Below are 16591 nucleotides of genomic sequence, written 5' to 3' on the forward strand. Positions count from 1 at the left end.
TCGTAAAAGCAATGGCCTTGCCGGCGAGAAGATTTTTAAAACTTTTAAAATTTATAAAAATGGTCGATTTTGGATTGGCTTTTGCTTCTTTTGGCTTTAGTAGTGGATTGGCTCTCCCCTTCGGATAACCATCATCTCGATCGATTTCTTGTCGAATTGCCCGAATTTCTTCTCTCCGGCCTCGATTGACGAAACGACGAGCTTTTTTGCCTGTTCTTCAGTCATATCGTCTTTGTAGTTGCTTTCCAGGTATTTCTGCGCATCTTCCTCCCCTCTTCCAAGGGCTTTTGCAAGCCACCGGTCAAGAGTTCCTGAAGGGTTTATTACGTAAAGTATCGATTCTTCGTTTACGCCACCCAGGAGAATTGCAACCCCATAAGGCCTTGCTCCTGCAAACTGAGTGTAGAGCTGCATCCTGTCTGCGATTTTCTTTCCCAGGACAAAAACGTCAATCGGCTCCCCGAAGGTCATCTTGTGTATCTGCGCGTGCACCCTTAAGATGTCAATTAGGGCCCTTGCGTCTCCAGTAAACCCACAGGCGGTAGCGCCCATGTGCTTGTCGATTGCGGCAACTTTTGTCGCCTTTCCCTTCAGCTGGAGTTTTGTGTCTGGGGTATATGCGGCAAGGACTATTCCATCCTTGAATACCACTCCAACGCAGGTCTTTCCAAGCTTTACTGCCTGGAGAGCGTACTCTACCTGGTAAATCCTCCCTTCTGGTGAGAATACTACAATCGCCCTGTCATAACCCATTTGGCTAGGTAAGTCCATATCTGCCATAGATTAACTAGGGTTTAAATAATATATCTTTTTGCCCTTCCCCGATTAAGCCGATGCATAGTCGGCTGCTTTTGCGGTTTTGGTTCCTTGCGAGGGCTCGGGAGCATCTTCAGAAGGTCCCCCTTTCCACCTTCTTAGCTTATTCACTGCGGCCCGACCGAGGCCATAGGTAGTTCCCGCCACAGCAATTCCTGCAAGGAAAGAAATACCCAGCATAGCAATTACATAAGGATACATTTCCGGGCTGTAAACTAATTCTGCAGCTTCTGCTCCATTTTCTTCAAAAATACGGCTTAGGGCATTCAAGGGTTCAAAGACCAGTTCTCCGCCAGCTGCGCTGAAATCGCCTACATTAAAGGCGGGGACCCCTTCTGGAAGTTCCTTAAACATATCCGTTGCTTTTACAACTTCTTCATCTACCGATGAAATGCGTAGCTGATAAACAGGAACCGCAACTAAAGAGCTTCCGGCAATAGCGAGCGGGAGGGACTTTCTTTTTTTAGCTTCATAAAGCAATTCAGCTCCCAGCGCCATGGATATGGCGTTCGGGGCTATAGCAACTAGCGCATCAGAAGGCCAGGGGCCAAAAGTGTCTGGATTTACATAACCCGCAATGTCTAATTGGGAGAGGTCTTTGGATTCAATCAGTGGGAAAATCTCACGAAGGAAGTCGCCCCCAAGAGCACTATCTATCACTATCTCTTCGTTTGTGCCTCCGGTTGCAATATTAGTGGCTGCGTGAGTAAGTTCATGCGCTACAACATAGGGCTTTATTAAAGGGGTCCCCATTAGGGCATAAAAGGAAGCGGGAATCGCAGCGACATTAAGCGCCTTTTGAGTGGTTTTCCCGCCAGGCAGGCTTTCGGGGAATAGGTCATAGTAAGTCAGGTCCCGATACAAGTCTTTCCATCCATTAACGGGATTAAGCGCTCTGACAAGGCTTGAATCCTTGTAGAGATTTTCCGAGCCAGTTTCTTTAATCATATTACCACTAATAGATAATGATTAATACTATATAAGCTTTTCTAAGCATTAATTTTTGCCTAAAGTCACTCCCTTTCGGGTTAATTGCCATTTTAGACTCTCTTCTTTCCAAAGCTCCCTTAATTTAAACTTTTCAATTGATTGTTATGGCAGAAACCAAGAAGATTATCCGAATTGCAAGAAAGGACGTTGATTCCGCCCTACCCATAGAGAGGGCTCTCTGGGGCATTAAGGGCGTCGGAAAAGCGTATGCGCACGCAATAAGGGTTCAGCTTGGAGCAGACTCCAGGAAGAAAGTAGCCGATCTTACGGAGAAAGAGATAGAAAAGCTTGAGGATATTATATTTAACCCTTCAAAATACGATTTGCCTGTCTGGATGCTAAACCACAGAAAAGAAAGGGAAACCGGTGAGGATGCTCATTATGTTGAGGCAAACCTTGATTTCAAGAAGAAAATTGACATTGATTTTGTCAAAAAACTTAGATGCTGGAGAGGAATAAGGCACCAGCAGGGCCAGCCGGTAAGAGGACAGCGGACAAAGTCCCACTTCAGGGGCGGCTCTGCGATAGGAGTCTCAAAGAAGAAGGAAGCGCCAGGCAAGGCGGGAGGTAAGAAGTAATATGGGAAGCCCAAGGAAACTAAGGAGTTCATTTGGAAGGCCGCTTAAGCCGTTCGACAGGGCCAGAATAGAGTACGAGGCAGGGCTTAAGAAAGAGTATGGCTTTAGGAGAAAAAGGGAAATCTGGAAGCTCAGCCAGTACTTTAAAAACCTCAAGAGGCGTGCAAGAAACATTCTTGCAACACACGACATCAATGATGAAAAGGTCCTTATGGCAAAACTGACCCGGCTTGGCATCGGAAGCGAGGGCTTCACGCTTGATGACGTTTTGAACCTGAACCTTGAGGATGTCTGTGAAAGGCGGCTTCAGACCCTTGTCGTGAAAAAGGGCATCGCAACAACACTTAAGCAGGCAAGGCAGTTCATTGTGCACAGGAGGATTCTCATTGGAAATACAATCGTCGATATGCCTAACTACATTGTAAATGTCGAAGAGGAGGCAAACATAAAGCTTAGGGCAAAACAGCTAAAGCCAAAACCAGAGGAAAAACCAAAGGAAGCGGAAACAGAAGGGGTCGAGTCTGAGGCAAAGCAGGAGGAAGTGTCGGCAGAAGCCGAGCAGAAGAGTGAATAAAACCAGCCAAACCCGAATTTTTTAGCGTTTGAATCATCTTATGCGGGATTTATCATTTCGCTTCAGGATTGTTTTGTTTAACTGCTTTATCTCTTTTTTAAGGGTATGGCAAGTATGGCAAAGGAAGAAATAATTGATTTTCTAAGGGGAGAGTTCATAGGGAAAACTGTCCGGGTAGTGGAAAGCTCAAATAAAGACCTTATCGGGCTTGAGGGTCGGCTTGTCGATGAAACAAGAAATATGTTTGAGATTGAAACCCCCGCAGGCACAAAGAAAGTCCAGAAGAAAATCTGCAAGTTCCTTTTCGTTTCAGAGAAGATTTTGGTGGACGGGAAAATCATAAACCTGCGCCCCGAAAACCGGCTTACGGGCAAGTTTAAGGACTGGTAACCATAAACTCTGCAGGGAGACTTGTAACAGTCAAATAACTATTAAATCCAATCAATATTTATGGACGTTCGCAAGGAAATCGTTTCCGCGCTTTTGTACTTTGGTGTTCCTTTGCTGATTTTACTTCCACAATCCATAGTCGAGCAGAGGGTGGGCTGGCTTGGGCCTGAGGCAGACATGATATTGTCGGTTCTGCTCCTTTCAGTGATGCTGGTGGCTGCCTATGTGATTTCTGTAAGGTACTACTTCAAGAACTGCAAAATGGGAGACCCTGTAAGGGAAGGGCTGATGCTTGGGATTCTCTATGTGGCGATGTTTGTAACCTTGGCTATGGTTTGGGAGTACCTTGGAGGGCCTTATCTATACGGTGATGATCTGATTCTGCTAGCCCTTGCAATGACACCTGCAGTAACAGTTGTGGCGGCAATAGACGCTAAGCCAAAGAGAAAGAAGCTTTTCGGCCTGTTCTAGAAACTTTTTTTCAGGTTTGTTTTATTTTGGCCTTTCTTGTATTTTTAAAAGTCCCCTAAATTCATCTGCTTTTTCTTAAACTGCTCGACTTCTGCCTTCTGGCCGAGCGGAAGAAGCTTTCCATAAACCCCTCCGCCTCCCGGTATATGCTCTATTTTGTCTTCCCGGAACGCCCGGATATATTGGGCGGTTTTTTCGTCAATTTTGGCAATTTCTTCGATTGGCGCGTTAATCAGGACTTCGATTTCGTTTCCGAACTTTTCCACGAACATTTCCCAGATTCTGGAAACCCTGCTTGAGGAGAGGGTTGTTATCCCATAGGCAGTTGCTATTATTTCGGTCAATGGGTAGATGTGAATGTACTTTGGCCGGTTAGGGTTTCCTTCATAGCTGGAAAGCTCCCTTATCCTGTCGGCAACACCTTTCTTAATAACCCCTCCGCAGTTCTGGCAGCGCCACTTGTGCCTTATGGCATCATCAAGCGAGTAAAAAGCAAGGCAGGTCTTGCATCTTGTGGCGTGGTACTTTCCGTGCTCAGGGTAAAATCCGCAGTTCAGGATGACTCCCCGCCCGTTTTCACCCCGAAGGGCTTTAGCAAACTCCTCAAAGGTGAAATCTTCCAAACGGAGGCGGTTGAACTCCCGTGCAAGCCGCAGGGGATATGGAGAATGGCAGTCGCTGTTCGAAAGAAACGTTACGCCCTTAAGCTCTAAAATGCCGTTTGCAAGTATGCTGTCGGCTGACAGGCCCAATTCTAGAAACTGTATGCTTTTTGTATTCTTTCCGTAACATGATTGCAGCGTGTCGTTATGCGCGTAAACTCCAAAATATGGTGTAAAGGCGTGGGCAGGCCCGATAAGCCCGCCGCAGGAAATCACAAATTCTGCGATTTCCTCTCCATTCAGCTTGAGCCAGGGCCTTCCGTCTGCGTCAAGGTTTGACGAGTGGCGCATTAGCTTTTCCCTGAGCTCTTCTGCCTTTGATATTGAAGGCAGAAATATGATGTGGTGCACCCTCTGGTTGTCCTGGACTTCAGTCTGCATGACAAATTTTGTCCCCTCTCTATCATATATGCCTTCCCCGGACAGGTTTTCCTTAATGTGGCCAAGCCACTTCCCGTGAATGCAGTCGCCGGTTCCAAGGAGAGTGATTCCTTTGAGCTTTGCCTGCTTTGCCAAAAGAGGAATTTCCATATCATTTGACGTGCCGCGGGCGTACTTTGAGTGTATATGAAGGTCGGCATTGAACTCTAGAACCATAAAATCTATTCTAAAAGAAGCTATAAGGGGATTACTGCCAGATTTTGTGATATAAATATACCTAGGTATATAGATATATGCTTGGAAAGATTTTTGGTTGGAACCGGGCAGAGGATATTGACTCTCCGACTCTTCCCAGAAGGCCGAACCTAAAAAGCCCCTATTCCCAGTCGCTTTTTGAAGGAGTTCTTATGGAGTACCGGGGCGGGGATGTCCCTGCTTTGTCGGTTCCGGTATCTGAATTTATGGAGAACTCCGGCAGGGCCGGCAAATCCAGCGGCCCTTTCAGGATAGATTCTGTTTGCTTTAGGCAGGTTCAGGAGAACCTTTCGCCAAGAGAGTCCCTTAAGCAAGGGATAGAAGGGCTCATAAGGGAGGCAAGAAGGAAAAACGGCATTGCGGTCGCCCGCTGCGAGCTTACAATATCCTGGAAAAGTGAGAAAGACGGCTCCAAGAAACCCATGCCCGAGTTTTACGGCCAGGTTGTAATACCTGTGAATAATGAGGCGCCAAAGAGGGAATTCCGGTTCCAGCGAAATATTGCTTTCTTTTAGCCCTGCCTCTTAGCCCCGGTTTCTGTTGCCTAAAAGTTTCTTGCTGAAATGGTGAAGTATTAAGCGTGCAAAGTAAATAATGGCTGCCAGGAAAAGAAGCCCCATACGGAAAAAGCCCATTGTGCAAATAGAGGGGCTTACAAAGAAATTTGGCGATTTTACTGCTGTGGATAATATCAGCTTCACGATACAGGAGGGGGAGATTTTCGGGTTTTTAGGGCCTAACGGCGCAGGGAAATCAACAACACTCTCGATGCTTGCAACGCTTATGATGCCTGACGGCGGAAAAGCCGCAGTTAACGGCTTCGATGTTGTGCTGGAAAGGGATAGTGTGAGGTCTTCTATAGGCATGGTTTTTCAGGACTCCTCCCTGGATGAAGAGCTTACGGCTTATGAGAATATGGACTTTCACGGGCGGCTTTATGGCGTGCCGCCTGATGAGAGGAAAAAGAATGCTCATGAGCTCCTTAAGCTCGTTGGTCTTGATGACCGCTCGGACTCTTTGGTAAAGACTTTTTCCGGAGGAATGAGGCGTCGCCTTGAGATTGCCCGGGGGCTTCTCCACGAGCCGAAAGTCCTGTTCCTGGACGAGCCGACTCTGGGGCTTGACCCGCAGACCCGAAATAAGATATGGGACTATGTAAAGCGCCTCAACAGGGAAAACGGGCTTACTATAATCCTTACCACACACTATATGGACGAGGCAGACAAGCTCTGCAACAGGATTGCAATAATCGACCGCGGAAAAATAATCGTTGCTGGCTCTTCCCAGGAGCTTAAAGACACCATTGGGGGGGATGTTGTGACAATGGAAACAAAAGACAGAGAGAAAATTGGGCTTCTTATGAAGGGCTGCAAGTGGTGCAAGTCCGTAAAAATCCATGATGGGCAGATTACGCTTCACGTCCAGGATGCGGGAAAGCGTGTGCCTGAGATTCTTGACAAGGCATACAAAAACAAGATTAAGATTGGCTTTCTTACGATAAACAAGCCGACACTTGAAGATGTTTTCCTGCATTATACGGGAAAGACCATACGGGAACAGGAGGCAAGCTCGGCGGACGTTATGAGAATGCGCCATAAGGTTTGGGGTGGAAGAAGATGAAGGAAAGGAGGGTTTTTTTGGTTCATGGATGGGGGGAAAAGCCAGATGGGAACTGGTTTTCCTGGATTAAGGGGGAGCTTGAGAAAAATGGATTTAAGGTAATTGCCCCCGAGATGCCTGACACGAATTTTCCGAAAGTGGGGGCATGGGTGGAAAAACTGCGTGAAGAGGTTGGGCACTTGGACAAGGACACCTACTTCATAGGGCACAGCATGGGGTGCCAGACTATAATGAGGACTATCGAAAGTTTTAAGGAAAAGGAGCGATGTGGAGGAGCAGTTTTTGTTGCCGGCTGGATTCAGATTCTGGAAATGCCTAACCTGAGCGCGGAGGAATCTGAAATTGTAAAATCCTGGATAAAAGGGGATGTGGATTTTGGCAAGGTGAAGCATATCCTGGGCGCGTCTGTTGCAATTTTTTCGGATAATGACCCGTTTATTCCGCTAGAACAGGAAAAGCTTTTCAGGGATAAGCTAGGCGCAAAGACAATTGTTCAGCACGCCAGGGGGCACTTTACAGCAAGAGACGGGATTACGGAGTTTCCGCTGGCTTTGCAGGAACTACTGGAGGTGGCAGGATGATGGATGCGGTTTACACTATATGGCTTCGAAACATGAAACGCTATCTTAGAAGCAAGAGCAGGATATTTGGAAGCTTGGGCCAGCCATTGTTTTTCCTCCTTCTCCTTGGCTACGGCCTGAGCTCATTTTCTATTCCGGGGCTGGGGCAGAACTATCAGGTATTCATTGTTCCGGGGATTATCGCGATGACAGTCATGTTTACATCAATCTTTTCAGGAATCCAGATTATCTGGGACAAGCAGTTTGGCTTTTTGAAAGAGACCCTCATAGCCCCGGTTTCAAGAAACGCAATAATGCTTGGGCAAACGCTCGGAGGCGCAACAACAGCAATCCTTCAGGGGCTGCTGATATTTTTCCTCTCGATTCTGATAGTCGGCTTTAGGCCCACCCTGCCGGGAATTGCTATCTGCATCGGCTTTATGGCATTAATCGGAATCTCTCTTACCGCCTTTGGGATAGCAATCGCATCTAAAATGGACGATATGCAGGGCTTCCAGCTTATAATGAATTTCGTTCTCTTCCCGATATTTTTCTCTTCGGGCGCAGTTTTCCCGATAGATAATGCTCCTGAAATCCTGAAGGTTATTGCTCACCTGAACCCGCTTACCTATGGAGTGGAGGGAATCCGGTACGGGCTTTTTGGCGCATCCCAGATTAATCCTATACTGTGCTTTGCGGTTTTGGCCGGATTTTCAGCAGCAATGGTCATGGCGGGAGGGCTGCTTTTCAGGAAGGTAAAGGTCTAATCCCAGATTTGTTTAAATATAATATTTGGCTAATAAGGGTAAGTTTTAGCCGAAATATGCCTGCAAGATTGCCTCCTGATATACGCCACCTCAGTAACATTGAGCTTGAAAAGGCGCTTTTGAGGTTTGCAATAACGGCGGAATTTGAGTGCATCAATGCTTATGAGGAGATTCTGTCCCTTGTCAGGGAAACCAGCTTTCGCTCAGACATTATCCGAATCCTTGGGGAGGAGAAGCAACACGCAGCAATTCTCCAGGAGATGCTTTCAAAAAGAGACAATATTCCGGCAGCGGAGCCCTTTAAGCGTTTCAAATACGAAATAGACCCGCAAATGTATTACTAGCGGGATTTTGGTGTTGGATGGGACTACTTTTTCATAAATATAGCAGAGTATTGGTAATTATGGGAACAGACCGGTACTGCTGGCTTTTCGGCGCAATTGCACTGATAATAATTGTTCTTGCAGCGAAGTATGGGCAGGAAGTATCCTCTCCTGTAGATTTCCCACTTTCCAAGCCGGGTGAGGAGTTTAACCTTAGCGTGGGAGAGCACATGTTTATAAGGGGAGAAGAGCTTGAAGTGAGATTCTTGAATGTGACAGCAGACTCAAGGTGCCCGGTCGGGCTGGAATGCTTCTGGATGGGGCAGGCAACGGTTTCCGTGGAGCTTTTGCGCGAGAACAGGAGCTTTAGCAGGTTCAACCTGACGCACCGTCCCGGAAACACAAGCATTGCCACGAAAAACATTGCCGGATATTCAGTGAAGATTACCGGAATTGAGCCGTATCCTACTGCGGGAAGGAAAATAGAAACTTCGGAGTATGTTGCAAGTTTTGTCGTCTTGAAGGCATGAGCATAGGGGCTTGCAAAAAGGCCTGACTTAAATCTTGCCCCAGACCAATTATGATGGACCTGTCGCTTATACCGGAAAACCCTGGCAGCTACCTCTTCAAGGACAAAGAAGGGAAAGTGATTTATGTCGGGAAGGCAAAAAACCTCAGAAAGCGCGTCAAGTCCTACTTTCGAAAGAAGGGTCTGGATGCCAAGACCCAGGTTCTTGTGGAAAATATTGATTCTGTGGATTTCGTGGTTACCGACAATGAAGTTGAGGCGTATGTTCTTGAGGACACTCTCATAAAAAAGCACCAGCCCAAGTTCAACATAGACCTTCGCGATTCGAGAAGGTATGCCTATATCAGGATAACTGACGAGGAGTTCCCCCGGCTTGTTGTTGCAAGAAACAAGAGCGAAGGTGGGCAGTATTTTGGGCCCTTTGTTTCAGCGGAAAGGAGAGATTACCTTCTTAAGTTTCTTAGGAAAACTTTCAGGATAAGAACGTGCAAGAAGCTTCCAACTAAGCCATGCCTTCGCTACCATATCTCGCGCTGCCAGGCGCCCTGCAGGGGAACAATTTCAGCGGCAGAGTACCGGCGCACATTTGACAGGGTGAGAAAAATCCTTGGCGGAAACATAGATGAGGCAAAAGCCCAGATATACGAGGAAATGGGTGAGATGGCGCGCCAGCAGAATTTTGAAAGAGCCCTTGAACTAAAAAACCAGCTTGACTCCCTCGAAAAGCTTAAAGAAAGGCAGAACATGGATCGCCAGAAGGACTATGATGAGGATGTGCTAAACTATGTCATTGACGGCGGCAGGGTCACCCTATTTCTTTTCAATGCCTGCCTTGGAACGGTTGACCACAAGGAGGAGTTTTCATTCGACTACAGGGAAAATTTCCTGGAGGAGTTCCTTGTGCAGTACTACTCTGAAATCCGCATACCAAGCTTTGTAATAGTGCCTGACGAGGTAAGCAGTGCGCTTTCAGACTACCTTACAGAAAAGGCGGGAAAAAAGGTGAAGGTTGTCGTCCCGAAAAAAGGTGAGCGCTTCGAGCTTTTGGAGCTTGTCAGGAAAAATATCGAGATTATGCTTTACGGAAACGCAAAGAAGGTAGAGGCCCTCCAAAAAAAGCTGGGCCTTTCGAAACTGCCAAAAGTGATAGAGTGCTTTGATATCTCTCACCTTTCAGGGACTTCGATGGTGGGATCGATGGTGCAGTTTAGAAGCGGTATCCCCGACAAGGGAAATTACAGGAGGTTTAGGATAAGAGACGTTTCAGGAATCGATGACTTTAGGGCGATAGCTGAGGTTGTAAGGAGAAGGTACTCCCGCCTGATTAAGGAAGGCCGCGAACTGCCTGACCTTGTAGTAATTGATGGCGGAAGGGAGCAGCTTAATTTCGCCCTTTCGGAAATAAAGAAGCTTGGGCTTGATTTGCCGGTAATTTCGATTGCAAAGAGAGAAGAGGAGATTTACCTTCCCGGCAGGGCTGCGCCTGTTGCCCTGGACCATAAGGAAACTGCCCTCAAGTTCGTCCAGGAGATAAGGGACGAAGCCCACAGGTTTGCGATAAAGTACCAGCGGCTCCTCAGGAGCAGGAGCATGAAGGACTGACTTTGAGCCGCATTCATAACTGTTTCAGATCGATTGGGTTTGAAAACGCATTTCCAAGATACAGGCTTCCAATATTCCAGTAATAGGCGAGACTGTCGATACGGGGGGGTGATTCTTTCAGGACATCCAGGCCGAGGACATATTGTGGAAACATGTTATCATTATCTCCCCACTCGGTCGTGTCTTTCCACTTGCTGCCTAGCTTGATGAATACGGGATTTCTGACCCAGGGGTCTACTGCATCAGACTGGTTGTAGGTAGGGTCTGTGATTACGCATCCTTCTATGCCTTCATCTTTTGTCACAAATGGGAGCAACACATACCCATGGCCAGCTTTTAATGAATAGCCAAAAGCGGCATTAGGAAATCCATGCTCCATAAGCGAAAACGCAACACTTCTTGAGGAGGTCCCGCAGCAGTCCTTTGGAAATAAGCCCTTTAGATTATGCCGTTTTCCGAGAATGTAGTGGTGATGGGAGACCTGGTAGCATTTTGACATTACTTCTTCAAGTTCCTCTTTTGAGTTGATTATCATCGAGCAGGGGCCGTCGATGGAAGGGTAAAGCTCAGCCGTTTCGAGCAGGCCTTTTTCATACAATTCGTCGGCTTTAAAGCAGGGGACATATTTCAGTTGGAGCTTGCCGTCATGCCTCCAGAGGGTCTTTATGTGGGATAAATTTATGCCTCCGTTATATGCTACCATTTCTCTCTCCAGTGCCAGGGTATTAAATCCCGCGCTGTCGGAAATGTCTGCTATTTTTGCCGCCTTCAGGGGCGGAAACTCTACTTTTCCTGCCATAAAGACTAATATTGAAATACTTATTTTTTGGTGGTATCTAGCTTGTAATTGGTTATGCTTAACCCGGGTGCCTTAAATATTGCAATTTGCTAGTTGGTTTATGGCAGACCTTATAAGAGGCATAAAATCCGGAGCGCTCTCGGGCGCCGTAATTGAAATCTTCTCTGCAATTCTGGTAGCATTCTTTTACTTTTCCACCTCCTCGGAACTCACCGCGCAGTACTTTCCCGTGATTGCCGCGGGGCTTGTTGCAAACATAATCCGGGGGATTGTCGATGGCCTGGTTTTGGGGCTCATATTCTCCTACATTTACGAAACTCTTCCGGGCAAAGGGAGCATTGTCAAGAGCATATTCCTGCACCTGGCGGTCATTATCACAATATCGCTTCTTGCTCTTGTCCTGATACCCGCGGGAATGCTTTACTCATTTGCCTTTTCAATGGGCGGCGTCCTTGCCATTTATTTCATCCTGAGCGCTGTCCTTCTGGGCGTTTTATGGGACAAGCTAGGCCCGACAAAGGAGGCGAGAAGGGCAAGACGGGCTAGCCACAAGGGAGAGGAGGTATAGGGCCGGGTGTGAGGCGGCACTTATGGGGAATCCTTTTTTAGTCTTTTCGTTGACCCACGCTTCGTAGTTTTCTTCCTCCTCAGCGTAGACTTTTAGCAGGTATGTGTTTCTTAAGGAAGGTCTTTTTTGAGTTAGGTCTTCCAATTGTTTCTATAATTATGGACCCTGCCAAATCCATTTCCGCCCTGAAAAAACTGCTGGAAAAGTACCCTCTTGAGGAGGATGAAAGAGAAGCCGTTTTGGCTGCAATTGGCATGCTTTCCTGGGCAGGCCTTTCCAAAAGCCACATAAAATCCCGGAAAGCCAAGAAGGAGAGAAGCGCTGAATGGAATTGAAACCTCAGCCGATATTCAATTGCCTGTCGAGAGGCGGGTTTGAAAAGTACGCCCTGACACTGAAGGTTGGGTCCATAAGTTCAATCATCACAAACTTTTCCCTTTCGATTAGCTTGAATCCGGGCCGGGTGAGATATTTTTCCTGAAAAGCCGAAAAGCCAGAAACTGTGAAGTCTGCGTCTCCCTCTTCTGGCCTTGTCAGGTCGGGGGCGCGAATCTTCAGGATCCTGAGAGTGCCTGAGCCAGTTTCCAGCGGCTCAATATGAAAAAGAGGTCCTGTCGGCGTTTCCTTGATGATTTTTCCCATTTTTCCTGCCGCCTCAAGCAGTTCCTCGTATTTTTCTTTGCTCTGGGAGAAAATGCAGGCATAGTTTACAAATGCCTCTTTTTCAGAGGTGTGCTTGTTCTTGAGAGTATTGGCCTTCACGACGATGCTTTTCACCAGGGCTTTCAAATCGGCAGTGTCCATAATTTATCGGTCGCAAGTCTTTTAGCTTTTCAGCGAAAAATATGCGAGAGCCGCCAGTGACATGACTGTTGCAAACAGGAACGCGTAGGAGGGGCTTATTGTCCAAAGGAATCCTGCAATAATTGATGCCGGGAGGTAAATGAGGCCTGTTACGAAGTTGTACAGGCCAATGGCGGTTCCCCTCTGGTCTTTCTCAATATCTGAAATGTACGCCTTGCTTTGCGCCTCGTCGATTGCATAGAAAACCCCAAAGAGAAGGAATAGAAGGATTACGTCAAGCTTTGTTGCGGCAAAGACGAAACCGAGCGACATTATGGCGTAAGTCAGGTAGCCGAGCATTATGATTTTCTTTCTTCCAATAATATCTCCAAGCTTTCCGATCGGGACGGCGACGATGACAAACGCGACATTGAAGAGGGCGTACAGTAAAACGACGTCCTTAATTGCAAAGCCGATGCTGTATGCCTTGAGGAGAAGAAAGCCAAAGCTGAAATAGACGAGCGAGAAAATACCTGCGGACTTCAGGTAGTGATGGAACTCCTTTTTCATGGTCTTATGAGCGGTGAATATGCTTTCCCTTTTCCTTGGCGAGGCAGGATTTTCCTTAATCAGAAGCAGGAGCGCGACCGAAAGGATTGCAGGCACAAGGGCTATGACAAAAAGCATCTGGAACGTGCCCATTGTGCTTCCGTAAAAGTCAAGGACAAAATATGCAATTAGTGGCCCAACTATTGCCCCTGATTTGTCAAGCGCCTTATGCAGGCCAAAGGACAGCCCCCTGTTTTTGTCTGTGGAAAGGGATGATATCCAGGCATCCCTTGGCGGCCCCCGGAAAGACTTTCCCAGGCGTTCGAGTACCCGAAAAGCTGAGGCGAAAAGGACGGTGCTGGCGAAAACCAACAGGGACTTTGCAGCCGCAGAAAAGCCGTAGCCGATAGCAGCATACTTTTTTCTCTTTCCGGTTTTGTCAGAGAGCGCCCCGGAAATGTAATCGAGAGACGAGGAGGCAAAGTCAGCCAGGCCTTCTATCAGCCCTAAAAGGGCAGCAGAAGCTCCAAGTACTACAGTAAAGAAGATTGAAAACACCGAGAAAATCATTTCTGAGCTGACGTCAGTAAGGAAGCTGACGATACCAAGCATGAACACGTTAAAGTCCACGCCGAATATCCCGTTTTTCTTAGGCTCTTTTTTCTCTGGCATAATATATATTTTTTAGGAGGGGAAGGCGGGAAAATATTGGCAACCCCTTTGCTGATGAGATCTGCATCAGGTTCTACTCTGATGAAGTGGCCAAAAAGGCTCGGGGATAAGTTTCCTTAGCCAAGGCTCATCCAGAAAAACCACGCTCCGATTAGGAATATGACTGCCCCCCAGAGTGCAGAATGTTTTTTGAACATCTGCGCTTTCTTGTTTATCCTTCCAGGGAAAGCTATCTTTTCGATTCCTTTCAGCAAGGTGGCCCACCCCAAAAGTGTGATGGCAATTCTCCAGTCGGGAGCCCACACATTGTGCAGCGTTACGGTGACTAAACCCATCAAAAAGGTTATGTAGCCGGTAGAAACAGTTATGCTTTTGTCATCAGTGTAATTAATGACACGCCCAAGAAACTTCGCTCCAACCGATAGTCCCCCAAGAATCATGAACAGGCTTCCCCAGAACCTTGCAAGGTATATTGCGATTTCGAGCTCCATATATTTACCCTATCAGTATATAGATTAAAGCCAAAGTTCTGTTCTAGCGGCCCACTATCTTTCAATTAAGCTAATTGCTCGAGATAAGCCAAAAAGAAGTCACTTTATCCGAGCGTGCATGGCGGTAACCATAGGCCTGAAGCCGTATTTTTCATAGGACTTTATCGCATAGGTGTTCTTGGAATAGGTCTTCAGGGTTACGTCTTTTATTTTCTTTTTCCTAAACCACTGGAATAATTCATCCAGAATAAGCTTGCTGATGCCCTGCCTTCTAAATTCCTCTAAAACGAACATAAAGCCGACATACCCGAATTGCTTTTCTTCCATGAAATGGGGCGAATCTTTTATCTCCCCGTATCCGCAGGCTACGATTTTGCCGTCTTTTTCGACGATAAGCAGCAGGACTTTTTTTGACTTCATCAGGTCCGAAACCTTGTAATATTCAATCCGGCCCTTCTTTTTGAGGGTAGGGTCGAAGGGCCTTACATAATCTGTGGACTTTTGCTGGAACTTTTCCAGTGCCTTAATGTCGCTTTCTGCGGCTTGCCTGACTGTGAATGCCATAATATAGAGAAAATAACTAGTGGCTAAGGACAGTTTGGATTTCTGCATCACAATGTACCTGTTAGCCTTTCATCCGGCTTACTATGCTCCGAGGAATTTCAGCACTCCGTACACAAGGAAGCCCGGCCAGAGTATTGCTTTCATGACTCCGAGTATTGCCATCCAGAAGCCAGTCGAGGTTGTAATGTAGTAGACAAGCGCTCCGAGAAAGCCAAGGCCGTAAATTGCGCTTCCGCACCCAGGCCCGCTTTTGCACTCTTTTTTGTTCCAGGGCGCGCATTCGCCGTCACTGCACCCTTTCTCAATCTTCATCCCAATTGCCTGGCCAATCTGGTCCCAGGTAAGCTCCCTACTCCTTTCAGGTTTTTTCTTTTTGATTGCTGCCATAATTTAGACTATTGGCAGAATATATAATCACGGGCGAGCGCCTTCATTTTTTTTGGCTATCAGAATGACAAATTTGCAGTTCAGCGTATAAGGGGGATTTGCCCCTTCAAAATCTTCCACAACTGCCGAGTCGTGCATTTCGGTTTTGTACTCCCTGAAAAGAACCTCCAGTGTTTTCTTTGCGTCGTTTAGCGTGTAGAGGGGTTCCTTGCCAAAGGTGACTAATTTTCCATCGGGAGAGAATCTTTTGATGTCGGCTGAAAAGTCAAGGATTACCCTGCCGCCTGGCCTGAGGACCCGGCCAATTTCGGAAATTACCTTTTGCAGAATGTCTCTAGGGAAAAGGTGCAAAGTGCCTGTGCAAAACACGCCGTCAAATGATGCATCTTCAAAGGGAAACTTTCCTGTGAGGTTAAATGCCTTGGTTTCAAGAGAGGGCCGGTATTTCTCAGGGGTATTGTGCCATAGTTTGCTGAGCGCGCTTTCGTCGATGTCGGAAGCCGTAACCGAATCAGCTTTTTCCAATAGGAACTGGTTGTATCTGCCGTCTCCGGCGGCAAGGTTTAGCCATCTGCCTTGGATTGCGGTTTTTTGCAGAAGCTTAAGCGTGTCCTCGTCGCCACGCCCCCAGATTGAATCTTTGCCTGTAGCGAAATAGTCAATCCCCTCCGTAAAGATGTGCTTGTCTTCTTCCGGCTTTGTGGACCTTGTTATTTTGTCCATATTATTGTAAGGCACTTGGAGTTAATATGTGGCTTCAGGAGAATTGCGGCGAGCCGCTAAAATTCCTTAACCTATTACTGTTTATTAATTAACCATGTATAAGTGGTAGTTAAAAGCTTTTAATAACTACATATATGCTAAACATAGAAAAATTGGGTGAACCGGGACCTAAGTTCAGGTACTATAGTGGTACGATTGCAGACAATGTGGTTACCTGTGCCGACATTCAAAATGGGATGCCTGTTTTTGACAAAGGAAGAGAGCCCGCACATACTGAAAGGGCAATTTCCTGGACAGCTCGCCCGTATAGGGCATTAGGGTATGCTTTTGAGAAGTCCAGGGGATTGAGCCGCCTCAACTCATTTCCGGTTTTGTTCAGTGGAGAATTGCCTCTGCAGCTTAAGGGTTGGGAGATGGACGATGCACCACTACTCCTGGCTTTTGACGTTGCTCCTATGGACAGGGTGTATGTGCCTCAGGAATTTGTTGAGCCAGGATACCCGCATCCAGAAGAAGTAAGGTCAGGTGCGTAGCTTC

24 protein-coding genes are annotated in these 16591 nt (G+C 46.9%); 14 read left to right on the plus strand and 10 right to left on the minus strand.

Annotation, left to right across the window (positions count from 1 at the left end):
- Positions 1–96: 96 nt before the first annotated feature.
- Both JW727_06470 and JW727_06475 read right to left on the minus strand, forming a co-directional pair.
- Complete coding sequence (locus JW727_06470; protein ID MBN2095669.1) at positions 97–780, minus strand: archaeal proteasome endopeptidase complex subunit alpha; 684 nt, start codon at positions 778–780, stop codon at positions 97–99.
- Positions 781–825: 45 nt separating this feature from the next.
- On the minus strand, positions 826–1764 hold the full coding sequence (locus JW727_06475) for a hypothetical protein (protein ID MBN2095670.1): 939 nt from the start codon (positions 1762–1764) through the stop codon (positions 826–828).
- Positions 1765–1910: 146 nt separating this feature from the next.
- Here JW727_06475 and JW727_06480 point away from each other — a divergent pair, with 146 nt between their 5' ends.
- The 4 genes from JW727_06480 (at position 1911) to JW727_06495 (ending at position 3819) form a co-directional block, all read left to right on the plus strand.
- Complete coding sequence (locus JW727_06480; protein MBN2095671.1) at positions 1911–2384, plus strand: 30S ribosomal protein S13; 474 nt, start codon at positions 1911–1913, stop codon at positions 2382–2384.
- 1 nt (position 2385) lies between these two features.
- Positions 2386–2958: a 30S ribosomal protein S4 gene (locus JW727_06485; protein MBN2095672.1), complete on the plus strand. Its 573-nt coding sequence runs from the start codon at positions 2386–2388 to the stop codon at positions 2956–2958.
- Positions 2959–3072: 114 nt separating this feature from the next.
- Positions 3073–3348 carry a ribonuclease P protein subunit gene (locus tag JW727_06490; GenBank protein MBN2095673.1) on the plus strand — a complete coding sequence of 92 codons (276 nt, stop codon included), beginning with the start codon at positions 3073–3075 and terminating at the stop codon, positions 3346–3348.
- A gap of 60 nt (positions 3349–3408) precedes the next feature.
- On the plus strand, positions 3409–3819 hold the full coding sequence (locus tag JW727_06495) for a hypothetical protein (protein ID MBN2095674.1): 411 nt from the start codon (positions 3409–3411) through the stop codon (positions 3817–3819).
- A 44-nt stretch (positions 3820–3863) separates the two neighbouring features.
- Here JW727_06495 and JW727_06500 read toward each other — a convergent pair whose 3' ends face one another.
- Positions 3864–5078 carry a TIGR00375 family protein gene (locus JW727_06500; GenBank protein ID MBN2095675.1) on the minus strand — a complete coding sequence of 405 codons (1215 nt, stop codon included), beginning with the start codon at positions 5076–5078 and terminating at the stop codon, positions 3864–3866.
- Positions 5079–5155: 77 nt separating this feature from the next.
- Here JW727_06500 and JW727_06505 point away from each other — a divergent pair, with 77 nt between their 5' ends.
- The 7 genes from JW727_06505 (at position 5156) to JW727_06535 (ending at position 10518) form a co-directional block, all read left to right on the plus strand.
- On the plus strand, positions 5156–5632 hold the full coding sequence (locus tag JW727_06505) for a hypothetical protein (protein MBN2095676.1): 477 nt from the start codon (positions 5156–5158) through the stop codon (positions 5630–5632).
- Between the two features lie 79 nt (positions 5633–5711).
- Positions 5712–6737 carry an ATP-binding cassette domain-containing protein gene (locus JW727_06510; protein ID MBN2095677.1) on the plus strand — a complete coding sequence of 342 codons (1026 nt, stop codon included), beginning with the start codon at positions 5712–5714 and terminating at the stop codon, positions 6735–6737.
- Positions 6734–7318, plus strand: a complete 585-nt coding sequence (locus JW727_06515) for an alpha/beta hydrolase (protein MBN2095678.1) — start codon at positions 6734–6736, stop codon at positions 7316–7318. The genes JW727_06510 and JW727_06515 overlap by 4 nt, the downstream gene beginning before the upstream one ends.
- Complete coding sequence (locus JW727_06520) at positions 7318–8064, plus strand: ABC transporter permease (protein MBN2095679.1); 747 nt, start codon at positions 7318–7320, stop codon at positions 8062–8064. The genes JW727_06515 and JW727_06520 overlap by 1 nt, the downstream gene beginning before the upstream one ends.
- 56 nt (positions 8065–8120) lie before the next feature.
- Positions 8121–8408, plus strand: coding sequence for a hypothetical protein (locus JW727_06525; protein ID MBN2095680.1), 288 nt, complete (start codon positions 8121–8123; stop codon positions 8406–8408).
- Between the two features lie 59 nt (positions 8409–8467).
- Positions 8468–8917 (plus strand): hypothetical protein, encoded by a 450-nt coding sequence (locus tag JW727_06530; protein ID MBN2095681.1) that lies wholly within the window; start codon positions 8468–8470, stop codon positions 8915–8917.
- 50 nt (positions 8918–8967) lie between these two features.
- The gene (locus JW727_06535) at positions 8968–10518 is read left to right on the plus strand and encodes an excinuclease ABC subunit C (GenBank protein ID MBN2095682.1); all 1551 of its coding nucleotides are present in this window, start codon (positions 8968–8970) and stop codon (positions 10516–10518) included.
- A 13-nt stretch (positions 10519–10531) separates the two neighbouring features.
- On the opposite strand, the gene JW727_06540 is transcribed toward JW727_06535, so the two are convergent.
- Complete coding sequence (locus tag JW727_06540; protein MBN2095683.1) at positions 10532–11317, minus strand: hypothetical protein; 786 nt, start codon at positions 11315–11317, stop codon at positions 10532–10534.
- 100 nt (positions 11318–11417) lie between these two features.
- Between JW727_06540 and JW727_06545 the strand changes: the two genes are divergently transcribed.
- Positions 11418–11885, plus strand: a complete 468-nt coding sequence (locus JW727_06545; GenBank protein MBN2095684.1) for a hypothetical protein — start codon at positions 11418–11420, stop codon at positions 11883–11885.
- A 158-nt stretch (positions 11886–12043) separates the two neighbouring features.
- Complete coding sequence (locus JW727_06550; GenBank protein ID MBN2095685.1) at positions 12044–12220, plus strand: hypothetical protein; 177 nt, start codon at positions 12044–12046, stop codon at positions 12218–12220.
- A gap of 4 nt (positions 12221–12224) precedes the next feature.
- Here the strand turns inward: JW727_06550 and JW727_06555 are convergent, their stop codons facing one another.
- The 6 genes from JW727_06555 to JW727_06580 all read right to left on the minus strand — a co-directional run bounded on the left by JW727_06555 (position 12225) and on the right by JW727_06580 (position 16054).
- Positions 12225–12689: a hypothetical protein gene (locus JW727_06555; GenBank protein ID MBN2095686.1), complete on the minus strand. Its 465-nt coding sequence runs from the start codon at positions 12687–12689 to the stop codon at positions 12225–12227.
- 21 nt (positions 12690–12710) lie between these two features.
- On the minus strand, positions 12711–13889 hold the full coding sequence (locus tag JW727_06560) for an MFS transporter (protein MBN2095687.1): 1179 nt from the start codon (positions 13887–13889) through the stop codon (positions 12711–12713).
- Between the two features lie 116 nt (positions 13890–14005).
- On the minus strand, positions 14006–14380 hold the full coding sequence (locus JW727_06565; protein MBN2095688.1) for a hypothetical protein: 375 nt from the start codon (positions 14378–14380) through the stop codon (positions 14006–14008).
- Positions 14381–14479: 99 nt separating this feature from the next.
- Entirely contained in the window at positions 14480–14944 is a 465-nt protein-coding gene (locus JW727_06570; GenBank protein ID MBN2095689.1) for a GNAT family N-acetyltransferase, read from the minus strand.
- A gap of 81 nt (positions 14945–15025) precedes the next feature.
- Complete coding sequence (locus JW727_06575) at positions 15026–15331, minus strand: hypothetical protein (protein MBN2095690.1); 306 nt, start codon at positions 15329–15331, stop codon at positions 15026–15028.
- Positions 15332–15358: 27 nt separating this feature from the next.
- Positions 15359–16054 (minus strand): class I SAM-dependent methyltransferase, encoded by a 696-nt coding sequence (locus JW727_06580; GenBank protein MBN2095691.1) that lies wholly within the window; start codon positions 16052–16054, stop codon positions 15359–15361.
- A 134-nt stretch (positions 16055–16188) separates the two neighbouring features.
- Between JW727_06580 and JW727_06585 the strand changes: the two genes are divergently transcribed.
- Positions 16189–16587 (plus strand): hypothetical protein, encoded by a 399-nt coding sequence (locus JW727_06585; protein MBN2095692.1) that lies wholly within the window; start codon positions 16189–16191, stop codon positions 16585–16587.
- The last annotated feature ends 4 nt before the right edge of the window (positions 16588–16591 follow it).

This window comes from Candidatus Aenigmatarchaeota archaeon (assembly GCA_016932615.1).
GTDB lineage: Archaea > Aenigmatarchaeota > Aenigmatarchaeia > QMZS01 > QMZS01 > JAFGCN01.

What these genes read in the sequence shown, in the direction of transcription:
- JW727_06470 (MBN2095669.1), bottom strand. Translation starts at nt 780, where the DNA reads ATGGCAGATATGGACTTACCTAGCCAAATGGGTTATGACAGGGCGATT.
- JW727_06475 (MBN2095670.1), bottom strand. Translation starts at nt 1,764, where the DNA reads ATGATTAAAGAAACTGGCTCGGAAAATCTCTACAAGGATTCAAGCCTT.
- JW727_06480 (MBN2095671.1), top strand. Translation starts at nt 1,911, where the DNA reads ATGGCAGAAACCAAGAAGATTATCCGAATTGCAAGAAAGGACGTTGAT.
- JW727_06485 (MBN2095672.1), top strand. Translation starts at nt 2,386, where the DNA reads ATGGGAAGCCCAAGGAAACTAAGGAGTTCATTTGGAAGGCCGCTTAAG.
- JW727_06490 (MBN2095673.1), top strand. Translation starts at nt 3,073, where the DNA reads ATGGCAAAGGAAGAAATAATTGATTTTCTAAGGGGAGAGTTCATAGGG.
- JW727_06495 (MBN2095674.1), top strand. Translation starts at nt 3,409, where the DNA reads ATGGACGTTCGCAAGGAAATCGTTTCCGCGCTTTTGTACTTTGGTGTT.
- JW727_06500 (MBN2095675.1), bottom strand. Translation starts at nt 5,078, where the DNA reads ATGGTTCTAGAGTTCAATGCCGACCTTCATATACACTCAAAGTACGCC.
- JW727_06505 (MBN2095676.1), top strand. Translation starts at nt 5,156, where the DNA reads ATGCTTGGAAAGATTTTTGGTTGGAACCGGGCAGAGGATATTGACTCT.
- JW727_06510 (MBN2095677.1), top strand. Translation starts at nt 5,712, where the DNA reads ATGGCTGCCAGGAAAAGAAGCCCCATACGGAAAAAGCCCATTGTGCAA.
- JW727_06515 (MBN2095678.1), top strand. Translation starts at nt 6,734, where the DNA reads ATGAAGGAAAGGAGGGTTTTTTTGGTTCATGGATGGGGGGAAAAGCCA.
- JW727_06520 (MBN2095679.1), top strand. Translation starts at nt 7,318, where the DNA reads ATGGATGCGGTTTACACTATATGGCTTCGAAACATGAAACGCTATCTT.
- JW727_06525 (MBN2095680.1), top strand. Translation starts at nt 8,121, where the DNA reads ATGCCTGCAAGATTGCCTCCTGATATACGCCACCTCAGTAACATTGAG.
- JW727_06530 (MBN2095681.1), top strand. Translation starts at nt 8,468, where the DNA reads ATGGGAACAGACCGGTACTGCTGGCTTTTCGGCGCAATTGCACTGATA.
- JW727_06535 (MBN2095682.1), top strand. Translation starts at nt 8,968, where the DNA reads ATGATGGACCTGTCGCTTATACCGGAAAACCCTGGCAGCTACCTCTTC.
- JW727_06540 (MBN2095683.1), bottom strand. Translation starts at nt 11,317, where the DNA reads ATGGCAGGAAAAGTAGAGTTTCCGCCCCTGAAGGCGGCAAAAATAGCA.
- JW727_06545 (MBN2095684.1), top strand. Translation starts at nt 11,418, where the DNA reads ATGGCAGACCTTATAAGAGGCATAAAATCCGGAGCGCTCTCGGGCGCC.
- JW727_06550 (MBN2095685.1), top strand. Translation starts at nt 12,044, where the DNA reads ATGGACCCTGCCAAATCCATTTCCGCCCTGAAAAAACTGCTGGAAAAG.
- JW727_06555 (MBN2095686.1), bottom strand. Translation starts at nt 12,689, where the DNA reads ATGGACACTGCCGATTTGAAAGCCCTGGTGAAAAGCATCGTCGTGAAG.
- JW727_06560 (MBN2095687.1), bottom strand. Translation starts at nt 13,889, where the DNA reads ATGCCAGAGAAAAAAGAGCCTAAGAAAAACGGGATATTCGGCGTGGAC.
- JW727_06565 (MBN2095688.1), bottom strand. Translation starts at nt 14,380, where the DNA reads ATGGAGCTCGAAATCGCAATATACCTTGCAAGGTTCTGGGGAAGCCTG.
- JW727_06570 (MBN2095689.1), bottom strand. Translation starts at nt 14,944, where the DNA reads ATGGCATTCACAGTCAGGCAAGCCGCAGAAAGCGACATTAAGGCACTG.
- JW727_06575 (MBN2095690.1), bottom strand. Translation starts at nt 15,331, where the DNA reads ATGGCAGCAATCAAAAAGAAAAAACCTGAAAGGAGTAGGGAGCTTACC.
- JW727_06580 (MBN2095691.1), bottom strand. Translation starts at nt 16,054, where the DNA reads ATGGACAAAATAACAAGGTCCACAAAGCCGGAAGAAGACAAGCACATC.
- JW727_06585 (MBN2095692.1), top strand. Translation starts at nt 16,189, where the DNA reads ATGCTAAACATAGAAAAATTGGGTGAACCGGGACCTAAGTTCAGGTAC.